Annotated in this window: 12 protein-coding genes; 4 read left to right on the top strand and 8 right to left on the bottom strand. The window is 56.3% G+C overall.

Annotated elements, in window-relative coordinates; translation table 11 throughout:
* Window positions 1–143: 143 nt before the first annotated feature.
* Window positions 144–2,744, top strand: coding sequence for a fused MFS/spermidine synthase (locus tag DDZ13_RS09025; RefSeq protein WP_110131118.1), 2,601 nt, complete (start codon window positions 144–146; stop codon window positions 2,742–2,744).
* Between the two features lie 3 nt (window positions 2,745–2,747).
* Here the strand turns inward: DDZ13_RS09025 and DDZ13_RS09020 are convergent, their stop codons facing one another.
* From DDZ13_RS09020 to DDZ13_RS09010, 3 genes are read right to left on the bottom strand one after another with little or no spacing between them, the layout of a single operon-like run.
* Window positions 2,748–5,642 (bottom strand): sugar-binding domain-containing protein, encoded by a 2,895-nt coding sequence (locus DDZ13_RS09020; protein ID WP_110131155.1) that lies wholly within the window; start codon window positions 5,640–5,642, stop codon window positions 2,748–2,750.
* A 37-nt stretch (window positions 5,643–5,679) separates the two neighbouring features.
* Window positions 5,680–7,839, bottom strand: coding sequence for a glycosyl hydrolase family 28 protein (locus DDZ13_RS09015; protein WP_158279858.1), 2,160 nt, complete (start codon window positions 7,837–7,839; stop codon window positions 5,680–5,682).
* Between the two features lie 22 nt (window positions 7,840–7,861).
* On the bottom strand, window positions 7,862–9,187 hold the full coding sequence (locus tag DDZ13_RS09010; RefSeq protein WP_343192835.1) for a sulfatase family protein: 1,326 nt from the start codon (window positions 9,185–9,187) through the stop codon (window positions 7,862–7,864).
* 714 nt (window positions 9,188–9,901) lie between these two features.
* Here DDZ13_RS09010 and DDZ13_RS09005 point away from each other — a divergent pair.
* From DDZ13_RS09005 to DDZ13_RS15495, 3 genes are read left to right on the top strand one after another with little or no spacing between them, the layout of a single operon-like run.
* Window positions 9,902–11,152 carry an L-rhamnose isomerase gene (locus DDZ13_RS09005; protein WP_110131115.1) on the top strand — a complete coding sequence of 417 codons (1,251 nt, stop codon included), beginning with the start codon at window positions 9,902–9,904 and terminating at the stop codon, window positions 11,150–11,152.
* Between the two features lie 41 nt (window positions 11,153–11,193).
* Window positions 11,194–12,612, top strand: coding sequence for a purine-cytosine permease family protein (locus tag DDZ13_RS09000; RefSeq protein ID WP_199221091.1), 1,419 nt, complete (start codon window positions 11,194–11,196; stop codon window positions 12,610–12,612).
* The gene (locus DDZ13_RS15495) at window positions 12,609–12,779 is read left to right on the top strand and encodes a hypothetical protein (RefSeq protein ID WP_158279857.1); all 171 of its coding nucleotides are present in this window, start codon (window positions 12,609–12,611) and stop codon (window positions 12,777–12,779) included. Before DDZ13_RS09000 ends, DDZ13_RS15495 begins: the two co-directional genes overlap by 4 nt.
* Window positions 12,780–12,933: 154 nt before the next feature.
* On the opposite strand, the gene DDZ13_RS08995 is transcribed toward DDZ13_RS15495, so the two are convergent.
* From DDZ13_RS08995 to aspS, 5 genes are all read right to left on the bottom strand, one after another.
* Window positions 12,934–13,806 (bottom strand): PIG-L deacetylase family protein, encoded by an 873-nt coding sequence (locus tag DDZ13_RS08995; protein WP_110131114.1) that lies wholly within the window; start codon window positions 13,804–13,806, stop codon window positions 12,934–12,936.
* A gap of 15 nt (window positions 13,807–13,821) precedes the next feature.
* Window positions 13,822–15,213: an ROK family protein gene (locus DDZ13_RS08990; protein WP_110131113.1), complete on the bottom strand. Its 1,392-nt coding sequence runs from the start codon at window positions 15,211–15,213 to the stop codon at window positions 13,822–13,824.
* Between the two features lie 8 nt (window positions 15,214–15,221).
* Window positions 15,222–17,123, bottom strand: a complete 1,902-nt coding sequence (nagB, locus tag DDZ13_RS08985) for a glucosamine-6-phosphate deaminase (RefSeq protein ID WP_110131112.1) — start codon at window positions 17,121–17,123, stop codon at window positions 15,222–15,224.
* Between the two features lie 237 nt (window positions 17,124–17,360).
* Window positions 17,361–18,746, bottom strand: coding sequence for an L-serine ammonia-lyase (locus tag DDZ13_RS08980; RefSeq protein WP_110131111.1), 1,386 nt, complete (start codon window positions 18,744–18,746; stop codon window positions 17,361–17,363).
* A gap of 125 nt (window positions 18,747–18,871) precedes the next feature.
* Window positions 18,872–20,665, bottom strand: a complete 1,794-nt coding sequence (gene aspS, locus DDZ13_RS08975; protein ID WP_110131110.1) for an aspartate--tRNA ligase — start codon at window positions 20,663–20,665, stop codon at window positions 18,872–18,874.
* Between the last annotated feature and the right edge of the window lie 21 nt (window positions 20,666–20,686).

Below are 20,686 nucleotides of genomic sequence, written 5' to 3'. Positions count from 1 at the left end.
TATGCCCTGAAAACATGGAGGACCCTTCTCATTCGAATGCTTGAAAATGGCATCCATTCAAACGTGATCGGACAGCGATGACATTGCGGATAAATTCCCTTCCCAGAAAGCGGACTCAATGATCTATTGCCAGCTTGAAAACGATGACTCAGCAACCAAAGCGCAGCACAAAAGAAAAGCGGTCGGAGCCTGGCGGGCAGCAAAGCGATACGTCAATGACGCTTGCCGTCATGTGCATGGTATTCCTTTCCGGTTTTGCCAGTCTCGTCTATCAACTCCTTTGGATGCGGCAGTTGGGCTTTCTTTTCGGCAACACCGCTCAGGCGGCCTCGATTACGCTTGCCGCATTTTTCGCTGGCCTCGGAGCTGGCAGTTGGTGGTGGGGTCGGCGTGCCGGTGCGAGCGCCAAGCCGATGCAGCTCTACGCACGCCTCGAGTTTGGTATCGCATTGGCCGCATTGGCCTATTTCGGCATTCTCTATGCGTTCAGAGCCATCTATCCATTCTTCTACGAGTCCGTCTCGGCAGAGTTCTGGCTTATGTGTGTCAAATTTGGTCTGGCAGCGGTTCTGGTCTTTCCCGCCTCTTTTTGCATGGGAGGAACGATACCGGCGATCGGCCAGGTCATGATTCGTGAACGGAGTCGTTTTGGGCGGACTGCTTCATTCTTTTACGGGATCAATACTTTTGGGGCCGCGCTCGGCGTCTTGTTTGCGGCGTTTATTTGGGTGCCCTCATTCGGCTTTGGCATTAGTTACACGCTGGCTTTATCAATCTCAATCGGTGTCGGGATTTGGGCATGGAAGATTTCGGGCAAAAGCGCATCCGTGACGAATCCGCCCCCGGATCAATCGAAGACTGGTGAAAAGACTGATGCGGCCCCCACTTCCCGCTTCGGGACATTACCGCTATCACTGCTCTGTTTCTTTTCCGGTTTTGTCGTTCTGGCCCTGGAAGTGGTCTGGATGAGAATCTTCGCCCAAGTGCACGAGAATTCAGTTTATTCCTACGCCATCATTCTTGCGGTTGTTCTGGTCTGCCTGGCGATCGGTGCGTGTATCAGTTCATACCTGTCCCGTACGGTCAGACGGCCACTGCTGATACTGGGCATTCTAGCAACATCAGGCGGGGTCCTGCTCATTTTTGGCCCCGGCATGTTAATGCATGCGACCGATGGGCTTAAGCCGGTTGAGGACATCGATGCCTGGGGCGATTATATCCGGGATCTCGTCAAGATGGGGTTTGGAGGTATCGGTGCAGTCTGTATTCTATTGGGTACGGTTTTTCCGTTCTTAATGAAGGTAGCCGAGCGCAATATGCGTGTGCCCGGAGAAATGCTCGGCAAGCTTCTGGCCATCAATGTCGTCGGAGCGATCACGGGCTCGGTGGTCTGCGGATTTATCTTGCTGCCGAATTGGGGCATGTGGGGAACGCAGCAAATGTTAACCGCAGTTTATCTAATTGTGGCCATTTTGCTGCCGGTCGGATGGAAGATTTCGGGTGTAGCTTTACGGCTCATTGGATTTGCAGCGCTGGTCATGCTCTTCACGGTTTTCGACTCCTCCGATCTACCTGTCATCGCGCAAACCTCCCGGGAGAAGCCTGCCAAAATACTGGAGGTCTGGGAGGAAAGTGGCTGTACCGTATCTGCAATCGAGAAAGCCAACGGGCATCGGGCGGTGCTGGTCAACTCTTCCTACGCATTGGGCTCTACCGCCGCTTTTGAAGAACAGGCGAACCAATCCCGCATCCCGCTTTATCTCTTTCCGGACACGAAGAGCGTCTTTTTCATCGGGCTTGGCACGGGCATCTCGGCAGGTGCCGCACTCGATGAACGGTTTCCCAGCATTGAGCGGGTCGTCACCTGTGAGTTGACACCTGCAGTGGTGGAAGCTTCAAAAAAATGGATCCCTCCGACGATGACCGGCGGCTTGTTCACGGACCCACGCTCCGAGGTGCGGATTGAGGACGGTCGCCACTATCTCATGGCAAGCAACGAACGCTTCGATATGATTAACGCGGACTTGTTTTTACCCTATCGGAGAGGTGCGGGTAGCTTGTACTCAAAAGACCACTACAAATCGGTACTGGAAAGCCTGAACCCGGACGGCGTGTTCGTGCAGTGGCTGCCTATGTATCAGTTGACCGAATACGAGTTTGGAGTAATCGCGAAGACAATGCTGGAAGTCTTCGGCGACGTCACCATGTGGCGGAACAATTTTGTGCCCGGAGAAGAAAAAGTCGCTTTGATCGCACGCCGAGAGGCAGTTCCGTTCCCGGTACCTGCCGATGGCAACCGTAATGTTATGCTGAATGCGGTCCGGGGCTTACACTGGTCGATGACGGTGCCGGACATGGTGAGAGCCGAGCCCGAATCAATACCCTTCTTCTACGCCGGAAATTTATCCGAAGCGGGAACGCTCTTTGACCTGTATCCCGTCAACACCGACAATCATCCAGTCATCGAATACCAGACACCAAAATTGTTCCGCGAAGTAGCGGCCAATGATTCCGTAATTTGGTGTGTCGGCCCCAAGCTGTCCGCCTGGATTGAGCGGATTATAAAAAAATGTCCGCTCGATGAGGACCCCTCCTGGTCGGGGCACCCTGAGTCGAGTCTCCATTTGGTCAGGTCCGGAATCGCCTTCCACCGTTCGATGATCTTTAAGGCGTTGGGAGAAAGCTCGAGCTTGGAGACGGCTTGGGCGAACTTTATTCGTGAATGGAAGCTGGGTGCACGCTGACCATTACCTGGGGAACAATTTATCGAGGACATCCCGCTCGATCTCGTACCCGGGCTTGAATTCATCCGAGGCGACGTAATCTTGCAGGCTGCGCAACAACTGTCGCGCCTCGGGGGTATGTTTGATGCCCGGCAGATCGATCGCACAAACGAGCATCGATCCCTGACCCACTCGTGTCTCGAAAATCAGTCCGAGCTTATGATTTCGGTTAAAGTTATCAATCATCTGCACAAGCGGTCGAAAATCATCAGCTGTCGCGTCGAGGATTATGGGTCTGGAATTCTTGTTCAGTTGCCACCACTGCCAATTGCTGTGTGACTCAGTCGGGAAAGAAGCAAAGGCGGGCGAAGAGGGATCACAGAGAAAGCCGAGGGTGCCGGGTGCGGGGTCCTGACCACGCTTGATCGCAGCCACAGAAAACATAGGGGACCAGAAGTCGCTCTGAAACGCTCCCTCGATACTCTGAGGCAACTCATCCAGTTTTGGGATTAGCAGTACCCTGCCCCCTTCTTGCAGATACTTCTGCGTCTCCGTATCTTGAAAAGAGCGAGTGAGACGCACTCCTGGTGGAACTTGAGTACGGACGTTTTCAGGATACAGCCAGATCGGATAACGATTCACATGAGGCGTGCCGAGAATGGCGACCTTCAGGGTTAATTTGGCCGCTGCTATTTCTTCGAGGCAGCCGAATTCGAGTACATATTCGCCAACCTGATGCAAGCCGCCTGTCGGAAGATCTGCCGCTTGGAAATCTTTTTGGTGAAGTATGTTTTCTTCCCGGTCAATCAGGCTAACACGAACGGTATGCCCGCTGAGATCCCCCGGGCCGTATTGAGCGACCTCAATCCTGGCGCTGAACTGTTCGTTCTGCGTCCAGGTATATCGTTCCATGCGGATGAGCGGCACGACAGCACTACAGAACTCACGCCACTCGCTCGCAGCGATAAAGCCCTTTGGTTCCATGAAAACATTCAGCATTCCCACCAGCGCAGTCCCCTGCCCGGGAAAGTCCTGAATGTCCAGCAGGTGGAAGCCGCCGAAGCCGGGTGTCCGCAGTGCCGCTTCAATATCTTCACGATAGCAGATCGCAGCGAGTGCTCCGGAGGCCTCGACGAAGTCCTGCGCCTGGTCGAGCATGCCAGCCTCTTTCAGGCGTTCACGGAAGATTTCATAGTTTCTCGCCCGGGTCACGCCGGTGAATTTCGGAATGTCACGAAAGTCTGGATAGACCTGGAATTGCCCCGTTTCATGCCCGATGACCGGAACGGGACAGCCCTCGATCGCGTCACTGTAATCGACCATGGTCGAAGGAGGAAGATTCTCGATGTGCGGCGTCAGGCCGTGACTGAAGATCGAGTCCGAGCCGCGGACAATCCGATCGTCCTTTTCCAGCGACTTACCGGCCCAGAAGTCGTCGCCCTCGGCATAACTGGGATTCCAGTGCATGTTGTTCGAGCCTTGAGCATAGAGTTTGCGTGGGTCCAGAAACCTGAAGTGGCGGACGAATTCAAACATCGCTTCATTGCGCCCCAGTTCGTTGCCGAGCGTAAACATGCAGAAGGAAGGCGAATTACCGAAGTGACGCAGGATCAGTTCCCCCTCGCGCTTGCCGTAATCGCAGAGCGACACTTGATCCGTCGATTCGTTCCCCGCCAGTCGGTCAATATTGTGGTAGGCTGCTTCATTACTTTCCTCCGCCTTGAAGCCGCTGCGCTTGTTGGGAAGCTCGGCCTGAATGTAGATACCGAGCTCATCGGCAGCGGCAAAGGCAGCCTCGGGCGGGCACCATGAGTGGTAGCGAATATGGTTCAGCCCCCACTCCTTGTGTATTCTCATAATCTTCAGCCAGGATTTTTTATCCATGGGCGGATAGCCGGTAATGGGATAATTGGCACAGTCCGTCCGCCCTCTCAGAAAAACCGGCTTCCCGTTCACATGAAACCGGCCATCCTCACTGGTGAAGCTGCGCATGCCGAAGCGGATCGCCTTGGTATGTGCATAGTTCTTGCCCCCGCCCCTCGCTTCCAGCTTCAGATTCAAATGCAGCAATGTGGTGTTGAATTCATCCCAAAGCGGAAGCTCTTTTCCGGGGTCGTAGGTGAACTCCAGCCGGAGAAGGTTCTCACGCGTATCGAAATCGACTTTTGTCGGCCGGTATTCGACCGCGTTTTCCGTGTTTGTGGTTTCAGCTTCCACAGATAGTCCGCCTTCAATATGCTGTCCTGTATCGTTGCCGATTTCGGCCACAATCCTTATGGTGCCCGCCTCGATATTTGGATAAGCTTCGACGTGCTCGATCCAGACAGGGTCTGTCGCGTGAAGCTCAATCCGCCCGATCACCCCGTTCCAGTTGGTCTGTGTGCGTTCATCCACGGCATGGGCAGGCCCCACAGGCGGCATGATGGAATTATCGACCAGTATAGTAATTGTATGCGCTCCGGGAGTCATTGCCTCGGTCAGATCATGGATGTGTGGGGCGCTCAGGGTATCGTCCCATCCGATGAATGTATCATCCACCCAAACACGGGCATTCTTCGTCCGTTCCAGGAAGAGCGTGATGCGCTTCCCACCCCATGATTCCGGGATCATGACCTCGCGCTGATACCAGGCAGGGCCCTTCCAATACCACACCCGCGAAAGCCGGTCGGTCGGCGCTTCGTCTTTCAGGATACCTTTCTTGTTCTCGTCGGTCGTACCGGGGAGTCGAACGGTGTCCGTCAATGAGCGGTTGAACCACTTCCCATCCACACCGGCATTGGCTTCATCCAACTCAAAAGACCAAATTCCGGAGAGGTCCACCTCCTCGGCGTTCAGAGCAGCGACCGCATGAGTAAGTGCCAGAATTAATGCGGCGAATAAAAACCTGCGTCCTGGGATCTTAAAAACTGGGAGGGCCATGGAGCACTTCATAGGGGGTTACTTGGTTCGTCTGGTTTCAGTCGTTTCTAGTGCCCCAAATATCCGCCATCAATTCGAACGCGGCGGAATCGTGTTCGTTCAATTCGGCGGCTACGAAGGGGTAAAAATCATTGTGGTAGAGATAGGCTTCCGTGCTTTCGGCAAAGTATTCCTTGTGATTGGTGCAGCCGTAGTGCTCGACGTAGTCCCCGGTAAAAAGGAGCGACTCCTTGTATTTGCCGGACTCCATCGCCTGCTCGTAGGCCTTTAGGATGCGTGGCTCGTCGAAACCGAGGATCAGGTCGTGATAGGCGTGCGCCAACTCGTGCAGAATTACCGCCGGGTGCTTCAGCATCTGCTGACGCGACAACAAGTCCTCCGCCTGGGTGATGTGAACCTTCTTGGTCAGTCGCGGGTCGTGACCGTTGTCGATCAGCCACTCCTCTCCCGGGTGGTATTGCATACTACCCAAACTCGGGTGGTCGTATTCCAGCCAGATTTCACAAGTGCGCAGCTCCGCGAGCTGTTTTTCCGGAAGAAGGATGGCAATGCGTTCCAGATGGTTTTGCAGCATGGAAAGTGCTCGTTTCCCAACTTCCGCCTCCGCTCCGCCTGGTAACAGCTTGGGCTCGACGAGCACGGTCCAGCCTTCAATTTCCCGTATGACCGGATCAAAGCGAAGGGCAATGTCGTCAGGCGCAAGGAAACGCACATTCCGGGTATGCTTTTGGTAAAGGTCGAGGTCGTCCGCTGACAGGACGGGTTCCCCGGCAATTTTCAGGTTAATGAAGGTCACATCCTGAATCGTCCGTTCGGGGCTGTAACCCTGTAGGATCGAAGGCACCTTGGGCTTTTCCAGCACGGTCATGCTCCGCACGGCAACGTTACGGACCAAGCCGCGGTTGTCCTGATATTTTGGCAAATGCTCATCCAGCGGCACGAACCATTGCCAGGGATTATTCGCCATTTCAGGGCGGCGGGAAGGTGGTTCGCGGTTCGGATTGCTGCGCCGGAATTGCTCCGGGCAGTCGTCGCTGTAAATCGAGAGGCCGACATGAAAATCAAAAAGCCGCTTCACGTTCTCAATACGTATGTCCTGCAGTACGATATCTTCAATGATCGCACGGTCGCCGTTATGGATCGAGAATGCAGCGCCTCCGCGCGCGTGTATCACATCGCAGTTACGGAAGGTGATGCCTTTAATCCGGTCCACACGCAACTCGAAGCCGATCTCCAGACTCTGGGCGCCGTCCGTCCAAAAGACGCTGTCACGGACCAGAATGTCACCGATGACATCGCCCTCTATTTCGGGCACGTCGTGCTTCCCGAGGGTCTCCGGATCGATCATTTCCTGTAGCGGAACCCCCGCCACACCTCTGGGATAGAGTGCTTTGACTGCGATCGAGTCGTCGTAGGTCCTGAAGAAGCAATTGTTCACACGGACCCGGCTGGAGTATTCGATATCCAGCCCGTCGCAGTTCGCCCGCCAGGCCACCACCCGGACATTGTCGATCTCAATATCCTCCGAGCCGCTCAGGTGTATCGTCCAGCCGAAGCTATCGAGAATGATAAAATTCTCGAGCCGTGCCCCCACACACTCGCGCAGCACCAGTTGGTTGATCTTATGCTTCCGGTAACCGGCGTTGAGGATTCCCGCACCGCGAATGGAGACGTTACGCGCATCCACCGCGCGGACCACCGCATTCACGACAGCCCCCGGTTCGAGATAGAGCGTCTCTCCGTGCTCCAGAAAAATTTCATCCTCCTGGTGCACCTTGCCCGCCTCGTAGTATTTTACCTTGGGGTCTTCCCTGGAGGGCGCGTTCAACTCCTTCGGGTTGGCAAACACCAACAATGGATCGCTGATATCGCCATCGACCTCCACACTGAGATTCATCGGCCGGGGCAACTGGAACCGCAGCACCCGACCCTCGACCCTGGCTTCGATGCCGGCATGGAGCGGGCGAATCACGACGTCCTGCGGGGCTTGATCGAGTGCAACCTGAATCTCTACCGGCTCGCTCATACCAAAGTTCAAAATCGCCCCGCGCTCTGTCTGCAGGGGCTCAATCGTATGTTGGTCGACTTTGACCTGATAACGTTCACTCACCGGAAAGCTCTCCGGAAAATTGTAGGGCACCACGGTCGCCTGTAACTTCAAGGCGACGGCCAAAATAATGGTCAGTGGAAATTTCATAATCGGTACTGGATAGGCGTGCTTATTTCGCGGCGTTTTTGAGTTCGTGGAAATGCTGGCGCATTTCCTTGAGCTTCCCTGCATAAGCTTCGTTCGGGGCCAGATCATTCTCTTCACGGGGATCGGTTTCCAGATGGAAAAGCTGCTCCACCTCCTGCTCCGGCCAGTAGAAATACTTCCAGTCCAGACGCACCAGCGCCTGGGACGCCGGGATGAAGTCCGCATCCCTCAAGGTGGGATGCTCGTAGAAGAACGCGTCACGCCACTCGGGCTTCTCCTCGGCCAAATACAACGGTGACAAATCTCGCCCCTGCATGCCTTCGGGGGGAGTGATGCCCGCAGCCCTGAGGATGGTCGAGGCCAGGTCGACGTTGAGCGTCATGCTTTCATCGGTTGTGTTTCGGGTGCTGGCTTCCATGCGGGGGTCCTTGATAATCAGCGGCACCCGAATGCTTTCCTCATGCGGATACCACTTGTCCCCCAAGCCATGCTCGGCGTGGTAGTATCCGTTGTCGGTGGTAAAAACCACCAGTGTGTTCTCGAGCACACCCTGTGCCTCGAGTTCTGCCAGAATTCGCCCACTGGTCGTATCAACTTCCGTAGCCAGGCGGTAGTAGTTCTTCATCATGCTCTGATATTTTTCCGGCGTATCGAAGCGCCAGCGCCAGCGGTTGCGCCCCTCGTTTTCGGCCGTAAAGAAATCGGGCAAACGCTCCCATGATTCCCGGGTCGCATTGGGCGGCACGGGAATATGCAGGCCTTCGTAAAGACTCAGGCTCTCCGGTTGCGGTAGAAACTGCAGGGGATGGTCGTCCTGGGCGTGCGTCGCGAAAAAAGCGACTGTCAGGCAAAAGGGTTTATCTTTCGGCCGTTCGCGCAGAAACTTCATGCTATCGTTCTCGTTGCGCTGCGTGACGTGCATCAAACGCCAGTCGTTTTCTTTGCCCGTTTCATACCAATGCTTACCGTGGTAGGCGGTACCATAATCAAACTTATCTCCCGGGAATTCTCCGTTATGCCATTTACCGACATGGCCGGTGTGGTAGCCGTTCTCGCGCAGAAGCGCCGGAAAGGTCTGGTGCCAGGGCGTGTCCCACATTTTGAAACCGCGACAACCGTGACGCGACATCCACTGACCGGTAAAGAGTGATGCACGACTGACGCCGCAAATCGATGTGGTCACGTAGTTGTTGGTGAACCGCACACCCTCGCTCGCCAGTTTATCGAGATTGGGCGTCTTCACGATCGGGTGCCCCGCCACCCCGAGTGTGTCGTGGCGCCAGTCATCGGCGTAGAGAATCAGGATATTCGGCTTTTGCGCCTGTTCCGGGCGTTCGCGCAGAAACATGGCATGCAGAGAGAGCGCCTGGAGGCTGCACAGTAACAGAAATAGGTAGGATGCTTTTGGCATGGGCTATTGTGATTGAATATCGAAGCTTGAATTTGGACAGAACCGGAAAAGCTCTGCAAACAAAACAGACCTTTCTCCAAAGATAAGCTATTCTCGGATTATTGCGAAAATGCGGAGTGGATGGACGGCAGTAGGCAAGAGGGGATATGTCCAAACCTACAGCGTGTTATACCTGTGGACGCTATCGGATTGATTTATCCCCCGGCGGAGCGGCGTCGTGCTGGCGCATGGTCTGCGGGGCATCGCATCATTGCCGGCTGTGGGCTGTCAGCACAGGGTGTTATCCACACTTGCCGTTCGAATCGGGGGATAAATCACACCGACGACTTAAAAAAGCGTCTACAATACTATGCAAAGAACTTACCAGGATAGGCGATACTAACCCCGGGGGAAATTAGTCTGAATTGCTGGCATTGTGGACAGTCCTTCACCCGATTTGGTTGCGTCTCAATTGAATGCTTGAAAATAGTGCTTGAAGCCCCTCACAGGCGGCTTAGATCAGGTAGGCTTGAACACCAGTTAGTTAAAGCCTTTGTTGATACCCCAAGACCAGCCAGGGAACCAGTTGCAGAAAGAATGATTGTTTTGCCGCGGTTCTGGAGTGAACTTTTTTCATGGGGATGAACGGAGGCATCAAAAGTCTATCATTTTATGTCGTCTTCTGTTTTCAAAGAATCAATCGAGCGCTACGCCGAAATTGGCGTGGATGTTGAAAAAGCGCTCAGCACCCTTGAACAAGTCCCGATCTCCATGCATTGCTGGCAAGGCGATGACGTGGGCGGCTTCGAAAGTCCGGACGCCGAGCTCGGCAGCGGCCTGGCCGTAACCGGTAATTATCCGGGCAAGGCACGCAGTATCGATGAACTCAGGCAGGACATCGAGAAAGCCATGAGTCTCGTCCCCGGTCAGCATCGGCTGAACCTGCACGCGATTTACGGTGATTTCTCCTCCGATAAGGCCGATCGGGATGCCATCGGGGTGCAACATTTCCAAAGCTGGATCGACTGGTGCAAAACACAGAAGATCGGTATGGATTTCAATCCGACCTGTTTCTCCCACCCGAAGGCCGACGACGGCATGACCCTGGCCCACTCGGATGAGTCAATCCGTCAATTCTGGATCGAACACTGCAAATGCTGCCGCCATATCGGGGCCGAGATCGGCAAGCAACTGGGCAGCGCCTGCGTGAATAATATCTGGGTGCCGGACGGGATGAAAGACAGCCCCGCGGACCGGACGGCGCCGCGGCAGCGCCTCATGGCGAGCCTCGATGAGATTTTGAAGGAGGATTACAATACGGACCACTTGCTTGACGCCGTCGAAAGCAAGCTTTTTGGGATTGGGTCGGAGACCTACGTGGTTGGTTCGCACGATTTCTATCTGGGCTATGCCATCAAGAATCAGATCCTCTATTGCCTGGATGCCGGCCATTTTCATCCCACCGAGAGTATTGCCGACAAGATCAGCTCGGTCCTGCAGTACATTCCGGAAATCCTGCTCCACGTCAGCCGTGGCGTGCGCTGGGACAGCGATCACGTGGTGGTACTCGACGATCCGACCAAAGCGATCTTCGAAGAAATCGTTCGTGGCGACCACCTCTCCAAGGTCCATATCGGCCTGGATTTCTTCGACGCCAGCATCAATCGGATCGCAGCCTGGGCGATCGGCACCCGCGCCACCCAGAAAGCGCTGCTCCTGGCCCTCCTCAGCCCGAATGAAAAGCTGAAGCAACTGGAAGCCGCAGGCGACTACAGTGCACGTCTCGCCCTGATGGAGGATGCGCGCATGCTTCCGGCAGGTGCCGTCTGGGAAGAGTTCTGCCATAGGAACCAAATCGCCGGAGACTTCAAGTGGCTCGACGAAGTGCGGGCTTATGAATCCGAAGTGCTTTCCAAACGTTAAGCTTCGGCTCAACAAACATATCCCCTAACTAAAAACATACTGTGAAAGAAGACCCCATTGAAGAACTGGAGCATCACGCCCACGACGAGTTCGAACGCGAACCTGTCCCTGAAAAAGCCCGTTTGGGCTTCAAAAGTTTCATCGGCCAATACGCCGGCGAGCACTGTGCCGGTACCGAGCTGATGATCGGGCCGCTCTTTGTGGCGGCGGGCGTTGGCGCCTTCGATGTTCTCGTCGGCCTCTTCGTCGGCAACCTGCTGGCGGTCTTTAGTTGGATGTTTCTCTGTGCGCCGATTGCAGTTCGGGCACGGCTGACCCTTTACTACCAACTGGAGAAAATCTGCGGCAAGCGCATGGTCGTGCTCTACAACCTGGCGAACGGGATCATGTTCTGTTTTCTGGCGGGCTCCATGATTACGGTCTCGGCCACTGCGGTCGGGGTTTGGTTCAACTACCCCATGCCCGGACTGAACGATGTCGCGCCGAACAGCGTGGGCTGGGTGCTCGGCGTTCTCGGGGTCGGGGCCGTCATCTCTATTGTGGCCGCCTACGGTTACAAGACGGTGGCGCGCTTCGCCAACATCGCGGCCCCGTGGATGGTGCTGGTCTTTCTCTGCTTCGGGATCGTCGGCGTCCGGCAGTTTATCGATACCAGCGGTTCGAGCCTTGAGGAGATGGGTGGCCTCTGGGGCCTGGCCCAGGAAATCTGGAAAGGCGGCGATCCCCTGCCCGGCCAGGCGAAGTTCACCTTCTGGCACGTCACCTTCTTTGCGTGGTTCTGTAATATGGCCATGCACGTCGGCATGTCCGACCTCTCCGTTCTTCGCTATGCCAGGAAATCCTGGTATGGCGTGGCCTCCGCCTCCGGCATGTACGTCGGCCACTTTATGGCCTGGCTCTGTGCTTCGATCCTCTATGCCCTGCAGTTGCAGATCGACCCGAGCAATACGGGGGTGCTTCCGGGACCGATGGCCGAGGCCGCCTGTGGTGTCGCCGGTTTGATCTGTGTGATCGTGGCGGGTTGGACCACGGCTAACCCGACCATTTATCGCGCCGGCCTCGCCTTCCAGGCCATCATGCCTTCCGTCTCGCGTTTCAAGGTCACCCTGGCTACCGGAGCCATCGCGACCGTAGCGGGCATGTTCCCGGCCGTCGCCATGAAGTTGCTCGGCTTCGTCGCGATCTACGGCATGATCCTCATGCCCATGGGCGCCATCATTTTTGTCGATTTCTGGCTCTTCGATAAGATCGGCTTGAAAAAGAATTACGCCGAAGCCCGTGGCATCGACTTCAACTGGGTTCCCCTAGTCACCTGGATTGCGGTTTGCTCGGCCTGTAGTTGGCTGGCACTGAGCGGGCGCATGGAAATCTATTTTGTCAGCCTGCCCGGCTGGTTTGCCGCCGCAGCGCTCTACATTGTCTTAAGTAAACTCACCCACAAGAAAGAGGTCCACGCATGAAACCCGTACTCTCCATAATCTCCTTCGCCGCCTTGGCCCTGCTGACGGTTCCTTCGGTTCTCTACCTCTCCGGTGTACTGGAGCTGGAGAGCATGAAGTTGCTCATGCTCATCGCCACTGTTCTCTGGTATGTGGTGACCCCGCTCTGGATGGAGAAACAGGTTTAGGCTCTTTTGGGGAAGCCCTTATATCAGCTTCAGGACGGTGTGTCCTCGTAGATGGCGTTGCAAGAGCAAGGTCGATCGATCTGTGCGAGCGATCATCGACGGCACCGGCGTGCCATCGCTACAACCATTAAGTATCAATTTTTTAAAATTGGTATTAGGCCTTAAAATACTTCGCGACTTCGGCTTCCACGCTCTTTCGGAATTCCTCAATAAGCGGGAGGACCGCGGCAGCCGGGTCCAGGTCGTCGTTCTCTATCAGCGGCGTAAGATCCATACCAAAGCAAACCCGCTCGAATTCATCTGTGCTGTGGCTGTCAAAGAAGGTGGCATTGGCACGGCGGCGCCCTTCTACCGCGAGATCGTAGCGCTTGCCAGTGATTTGCGATTTGAAGAGACCGTTCAGCTTGGCGGCAAAATCCGCATCCTTACCGAGGTCCATGACCACTTTCTTGTCATCCGACATCCAGTCCAGGTCGCGCCATACTTCGCAGCCGATCAATTTCTCCGGTCGCTTCTCTTTCGGCAGCTTGCGGATGGCCTTGATCAAAGCGGCCGCCACAGCGATGTGTGTGCTGTGCTTATCCGCCAGATTATGCGTGTAGACCACCTTGACCGAACCGCGCTCGAGCAGGTTCACCAGATCGTTGACCAGGTTCTCCGCGGCTGCGGTATCCTTGATTTCTGAACTGGGATAATCCAGTTGCGCCATGTAGGCGTACTGCCCGAGCCGGGCCGCTTCGCGCTGCTCTTCGGCGCGAACCACCTGCATTTGCTCGTCGGTATGATTGGCAAATGGCCCCTGTCGGGCACTGCCTGCCCCGTTGGTGCACGTCACGCCGCCAAACCACTGGTCCTCATTGTCTCGACACTCGAGTATGCCGTGCAGCGCCATAAACTCGAGGTCGTCCTGGTGGGCACCCACTCCGAGATGTGTCGTCTTCTTCAATGCCGCGGAGACATCGTCCCCCTGCGGCAGATAAAGATCGGCCTTTTCGTGAAATAGCTGAAAATCTGTATTGGCGTTCATAGCTGGAAAATAAATTTAATCGATGGGTGGTAAACTGGCTGCGGCGATAGCCTGTCCGTGACGTCTTAAACGATCGTCGGGAACCGATAGCTTTATTTTTTTCGCGATTTCCGGAAACTCTTTTTCCAGGACTTCTTTGGCCTGATTGATGATCCATTCCCCTCCAGCCCCGCTCATGACCCGACCGAGAAGCAGGACATGCTTGATGGCGTAGTGTTGAGAGAACAGTGCCAGGGTATGCCCGAGATAAACTCCGATAGTGTGAAAGATCTGACTGGCGCGTTCGTTGCCCTCCTCCGCCAGTTTTTGTACCTCTTCGAGAATGACCGGCATCGACATGTCGGCATCGAAAGAGAGCCCTGCCTTGGTGGCCAGGCGGGCGACGGCCTGCTGGGAGAAATACTGTACGCCACAACCCGCATCACCGGACCATTCGTCGACCGGTCCGTCTTTCTGGAAATCGACCGGAACGAAGGCGAGCTCGTTGAGCATGCTGGTGATGCGCCGGTCATGGTCGACATAACCACAGGCCAGGCTCGTGCCCATGGAAATACCGAGGTATTCGCCCTCGCCCAGCATCATGGCCCCCGCCAGTGCTGTAATGTCACCATCGTTGGCGATTTGAAACGGCACGCCGTCCCACTCACTGCTGAAATTTCGGAAGAAGGGACGCACCTCATTCTCCAAGGCTTCCGGCGAAAGCCCGCGGAACAAGGAAGCGATGCGAGGTTCGTTATTGATGTAGATGCCGGCGGCGCTCCCCCCGATCGCATCGATTTTCGGCAAATGTTTCGCTGCGCGCTCGATGCTGTCTCGGATGCCTTCGATGTGATAAGTGGAGTCGGACTCGAAATACGGTGACCAGGGAATCTCTTCCGAAAAGACCACTTCCCCGTCAACCACGGCGGCGCACTTCCGGTCGCTACCGCCGAGGTCGAAGCCGATCCGGTTACCCCTGGTATGCCCGCCGATGTCCTGACTACTCAGGGAAGGCGCTTCCGTTCCGCCGAGTGCCGCCTTTTCAAATCGAAGCGCCTCGCCGTAAACCTGCCGGCCGATGGTTTCATTATCAAAAGAACGCTCACCGCCCTCTTGGTATTTTTCCCCGAGCGCACGCACCCAGGCCTGCGGACCGTCAATGCACACCAGCGAGCCGCCGACCTGCCAGAGCAAAAATTTAATTAGTCGTTCGACGCGAAAAAAGTTATCCACCGCATGTTCGTCGGTCTCAGGAAGACTGAGTAGTTCGATTCGTTTGCCGGAGCCGTCGGGCCTGAGAATGTCGACCAGCGCGGTATAGGATTCCGGGTGGGCGCGCGCCTTGTCCAGGTAAGCTTCTTCCCACAGGTACGGAGAAACAAAATTCGGATCAAGAGGCGGGACGATACTGAGGTTTTGAACGGTCATCGGTTCGCCTAAGCTTGCTCCTTCCAGTGTTGAAAACGCTCCAGAGCCTCGTACTCGGCCAGTCCCAGCGCGTCGATTTCCTCGGCTGCTTTTCGCCCCAAACTTCGGGCCACGTCCCAGGCCTCCTGGTTTTCGATGCCGGGCACCTGGCTGCGTTGGGTATGATAGTTGTAGATCGCCATGACCTTTTCCTGCAGCTCGTCCGGGCTGACCGGCACACTCATTTCGGTTTCGTGACAGGGCATGAGGGAATCGGAGGGGCTGTAGAGCCAGACACGGCAATCCTGCCACCAGTCGTCAGCTTTCACTTCATCGACGGCCTGCTTGAAAAGTCCAAAGCTCACTGCATCGAGCGAACTGGGGTCGGACTGGTGTCCGGTCATGTAAATCTGATGCGGCTGAATCTCCCGCAAAAGCTCAACCAGGATGGCAACATCGTCTTCCTCCGGTTTGAATCGGCGGTAGCGCCCCTTCTCATAGAAGGGAAGATCGAGGTGGCGAATCTGCTTGGACTCCAGTTTAAGCGCCATCCCCGTAGTCGTCGCTTCGTTCTTCCTCAGAAGCCCCTTGAAGGCGCGTACGGTCGGGCTGGCATCTTCGTAAGGTGATTTCTCCCTTAGTTCTTTAAGGACAGGAATTCGGGATCCGGTGCCTCCGTTGGAGTCTCCTTCCTCCGCAATCACCGAACTGGCGAACTCGGCAGCGTAGAGCGCATCACGGTCCGAAACGGCCAGATTTCCGGAGCAAAGGTGCGCCAGAGTCACTTCATGGCCCTGACTGACCAGACGGCGAATGGTCGCCCCCATGCCCATCTCCGCGATCAACGGTTCGGGGCTCAATACCAGGGAGCGTTTCTGCTTCGGCAGTGCCCGCTCCGGGCGATAGGTATCATCGGCATCCGGTTTGCCACCGGGCCAGCCGGTGATGCTGCGCTGCAGGTCATTGAAAATCGCAATATTGAGATCATAGGCGGGGCCGTAATCCGTCAAAAGTTCCGAAAGCCCGAACTCGCTGTAGTCGGCGTCACGTAACTTCAGGACCGGCTTATCGCGTTCTCTGGCCAGCCAGATCACCGCCTTGCGGATCAGGACCCGCTCCCAATCACATGGTCCCACCAACCAGGGCCGCTTGATGCGGGTCAGTTCCGAGGCAGCCGCACGGTCGATGTAGAACGTCGCGTTCTTGTGCAGTTGCAGAAAGCTGGCCGGAAGCACGCCGGTCGGCTCGGCTTCCACCGCCTTGGAGATAATCTCCGCCTTGGCCTGCCCCCAGGCCATCAGGTAGATTTTCTCCGCTTTTAAAATCGTGCCAATCCCCATGGTGATGGCGTTGCGGGGCACCGCGTTCTCCCCCTGGAAGTCACGGGCGGCGTCCTTACGGGTCAAATGATCGAGCGTGACCATACGGGTCAGGGAATCTTCGCTCGAACCGGGTTCGTTGAAACCGATGTGCCCGGTCCGGCCAATGCCGAGAATTTGAATGTCCAGGCCCCCGGCTTCCTCGATCTGCTTCTCGTAATTCTGGCAATAAGCAAAGACTTCGTCACGCGGCACCCGACCATCCGGCAGGTTGATGTTCTCCGCCGGTATGTCGATGTGGTCGAAGAGCTGATCGTGCATGAACTTCCAGTAGCTTTCCGGATGTTCACGCTCCAATCCGTAATATTCATCGAGATTAAAGGTAATGACATTTTTAAAACTCAGGCCCTCGTCGCGGTGCGCCTGAATCAGGCGTTTGTAGAGCAACAGGGGCGTCGACCCGGTGGCGAGCCCGAGCACGACCGGCTTCGATTCCTCGCTGCGCTTCCGAATCAGATCGATGATCTCACGGGCCACCTGTTCACTTGCCTCGACGGCGTCCCGGCAAATCACGGTGTTAATTTTTTCGTAAACTTGAGCTTCGGCTTTCATGTCAACTGAGGGTCAGTGTAAATTGTTCTAGAACTTTCCGCGCGTGCGGCAGTCCCGGCGTGTCGGCAAGCGTGAACTCGCTCGGTGAATGCTGTCTGGGAAAGAAAATCCACTAAGTCCGGCGGGCGTCAATCTTTGCATGCAAGTGGGCCATACAAAACATTGCGATGACTAACGCAAGCGCCCACTCCTTGTGATACGATCCAGCCGTTGATCCGGCTTTGAGCCTCCGTCGGATCAGCACTCTGTCACCGTAACAGCCAAACCGGCCAGCGATGTCTCCTTGTACTTGGACGACATCTCCTTGCCCGTCTGCTGCATTGCGGCGATACAGCTATCCAGGGAGACAAAATGCGTGCCCGAGCCGCTGAGTGCCAGATTGGCCGCGGCATGTGCCTTGACCGCGCCAAAAGCGTTGCGCTCAATGCAGGGAATTTGTACCAGACCGCCGATAGGATCACAGGTCATGCCCAAATGATGCTCGAGCGCAATTTCCGCCGCATTTTCGATCTGCCGGGCGGTACCACCGCGCACCGCACAAAAGCCGGCCGCCGCCATCGAGGCGGCCGAACCAACCTCTCCCTGACAGCCGACTTCGGCACCCGAAATCGATCCGTTATGCTTGATGATTCCGCCGATGGCCGTGGCCGTGAGCAGGTAATCATAGACCTCGGCAGGCTTGCCGCCCTCGTGCTGCATGTACGCGTAAAAGACCGCCGGAATCACCCCGGCCGCTCCGTTCGTCGGTGCCGTGACAATGGAGTGCCCCGCCGCATTTTCCTCATTCACCGCGATGGCGTAAACGCTCAGCCATTCGTTGATCGTGATGTTCCGGTCTGCCTGCTTGAGGCTTTCGTAAATTTTCTTGCTTCGCCGCTCCACCTTCAGCGATCCGGGAAGTCTGCCCTCGCTCGAGAAGCCGCGCTCCAGGGAGTGACACATGGTCTCCCAAATTTTATCCAGCCCCTCATTGAGTTCCTTCTCGCTGCGATAGCAGAGCTCGTTTTCCCGCTGAATCTCGGCAATCGACAGTCCGGTCGTGTCCGCAATTTCCAGCAGCTCCTCGGCACAATCGTAGTAATGCCGTTCTTTTTTTTCGCTGTGCATTTTTACCGGACCGGCGAGTTCCTTGATCTCCTCCTCCGTGCAGACGAAGCCTCCGCCGATCGAAAAATAGCGTTTTTCCAGCAGGACATCCTCCCCCTTCGAGAGCTGGAAGATCATCCCGTTCGAATGCTCCTCCAGGGCAGGCCCCCGGTCAAACACCACGTCCTTCTCCCGGTCGAAGGCGACGGTCGCGCCCGACTTTCCGAGCACGATACCGGGCTTTTCGAGTAAGGCTTTCAGGACTTCGGCACTGTCCTGCGTGCTGAGCTCCTCGGCCGTGTAGCCGTGCAGGCCAAAAGTCAGGGCCGAATCCGTGGAGTGGCCCTTGCCGGTGAACGCAAGCGACCCTTTCAGGATACACTGCACACGAAGAGCGTCCGATGCCTTGTCTTCGGCGCCGGAGAGATATTCGTCCATGCATTCACGAAACGCACCGGCCGCCACCATGGGGCCGGTCGTGTGTGAACTTGAGGGCCCGATACCCAGTTTGAAAATCTCTAGTGCGCTGATAAACATGTTCTTGAATAATTTTAGTTGCCGCCGTCGAACTGCCTCTCAGTCCGCAACCGTCCACAGCCAAGGAGCAACTCGCATACCATGCCAGCTGCAAACTTCAATAATAACAGGTTTATCGCCAGTGCTTAGCTCTCTTCCTTCTTGGGCAGCACAGCTTTGATGTGCAGGTCACGCAGTTGTTTCTCGGTCGCAATACCCGGGCTGGCCGTCATCATCTCCTGTCCCTTCTGGTTCTTGGGGAAGGCAATCACGTCGCGGATGCTGCTGCGCCCGCCGAGAATGGTGACCATGCGGTCGAGCCCGAAGGCGATGCCACCATGCGGCGGGGCACCGTACTCAAAGGCGCGCAGCATATAACCGAAGCGGCTTTCCACCACATCCGGTTCGATCTTGAGCACGTCCTCAAAGACTTTCTTCTGCACTTCCGGCTGGTGGATACGGATGGAACCGCCACCGAGCTCGACACCGTTGAGCACGAGGTCGTAGTGCTGCCCGCGAACGGCCTTCGGGTCGCTGTCGAGCAGCGGAATATCTTCTTCCACCGGTGCGGTGAACGGGTGGTGCGAGGCCACGTAGCGGCCGGCTTCCTCATCGAAAAGCATGAGCGGAAATTCGATCACCCAGAGGAATTTGTAGTCGGCCGGATCGATGGTCAGCTTCTCGCGCTTGACCAGGAGCTTGGCGGCATCGAGCCGTACCCGCCCCAGGATGGTGCAGGCCTGCTCCCATTCGCTGGCGGCGAAGAAGACGATATCGCCGTCCTCAATCTGGAGGCTCTCCTTGAGCGCGGCCTTCTCCTCATCCGAGAAGAACTTGAGAATGGGCGACTTCCACTCCCCGCCTTCGGACTTGATGAAGGCGAGCCCCTTGGCCCCCAGTGACTTGGCGGCATCCTCGAGATCGCGAAGCTCGCCTTGCGTGAGGTCGGCCAGGCCCTTGGCATTGAAGGCCTTGACCGCCCCACCCGAGTCGAGCGCACCCTTGAACACCTTGAAGCCGGAATTGGCAAAAATCTCGCCGCAGTCCTGTAGCTCCATACCGAAGCGCATGTCCGGCTTATCCACGCCGAATCGGTTCATGGCATCGTAGTAGCTCATGCGGAGAAAGGGCGTTTCGAGATCGACATCGAGCACGTCCTTCCAGACGCGCTTCATCAGTCCCTCAATCAGGGCATACATGTCCTCACGGTCGATGAAAGAGAGCTCGATATCGAGCTGGGTGAACTCGGGCTGGCGATCGGCGCGGAGGTCCTCGTCGCGGAAGCAGCGGGCCAGCTGGTAGTAGCGCTCGACTCCGGCCACCATCAGCATCTGCTTGTATTGCTGGGGTGACTGGGGCAGCGCGTAGAACGCACCGGGGTTCATCCGGCTCGGCACCAGAAATTCACGGGCGCCCTCGGGCGTGCTCTTGAAAAGCATCGGCGTCTCCACATCGAGAAAACCCTCCTCATCCATGAAGTTGCGGATCGACTGGCTGGTCTTGTGGCGCAACTTGAGCAGCTTGAGGTTGGAGCTGCGGCGCAGGTCGAGGTAGCGGTAGGTCATCCGCAGATCTTCCCCGACCTTGTCGGCGGAGTCATCCATGGGGAAAGGCGGCGTCTTGGAGATGTTCAGGACCTTCAACTCCGTGGCATGCAGCTCAATGTCGCCGGTGGGGAGATTCTTGTTCACGGCATCGTTGCCCCGCTCCAGGACCTTGCCGCTGACCGATATGACCGATTCCGGCTTAATGGAGCCAAATTGCGCCTCCAGTGCGGGGTTGCCCGGATCGAGAACGATCTGGGTCAGGCCCTCGCGGTCGCGAAGATCGACAAATAGAATACCGCCGTGGTCACGGACTGAGTCGACCCAACCGCTTAAAGTAGCAGTCGAACCGGCATCGGATTTGCGGAGTTGAGAACAGTTGTGTGTGCGCTTCATGAGAAAACGCGCTAGAAAAAC

The sequence above is a fragment of the Coraliomargarita sinensis genome (assembly GCF_003185655.1).
In the GTDB taxonomy this organism is placed as follows: Bacteria; Verrucomicrobiota; Verrucomicrobiia; order Opitutales; family Coraliomargaritaceae; genus Coraliomargarita_B; species Coraliomargarita_B sinensis.
The sequence above is the reverse complement of the archived record's forward strand: the minus strand, read 5'-3'. Positions and strand labels throughout refer to the sequence as shown.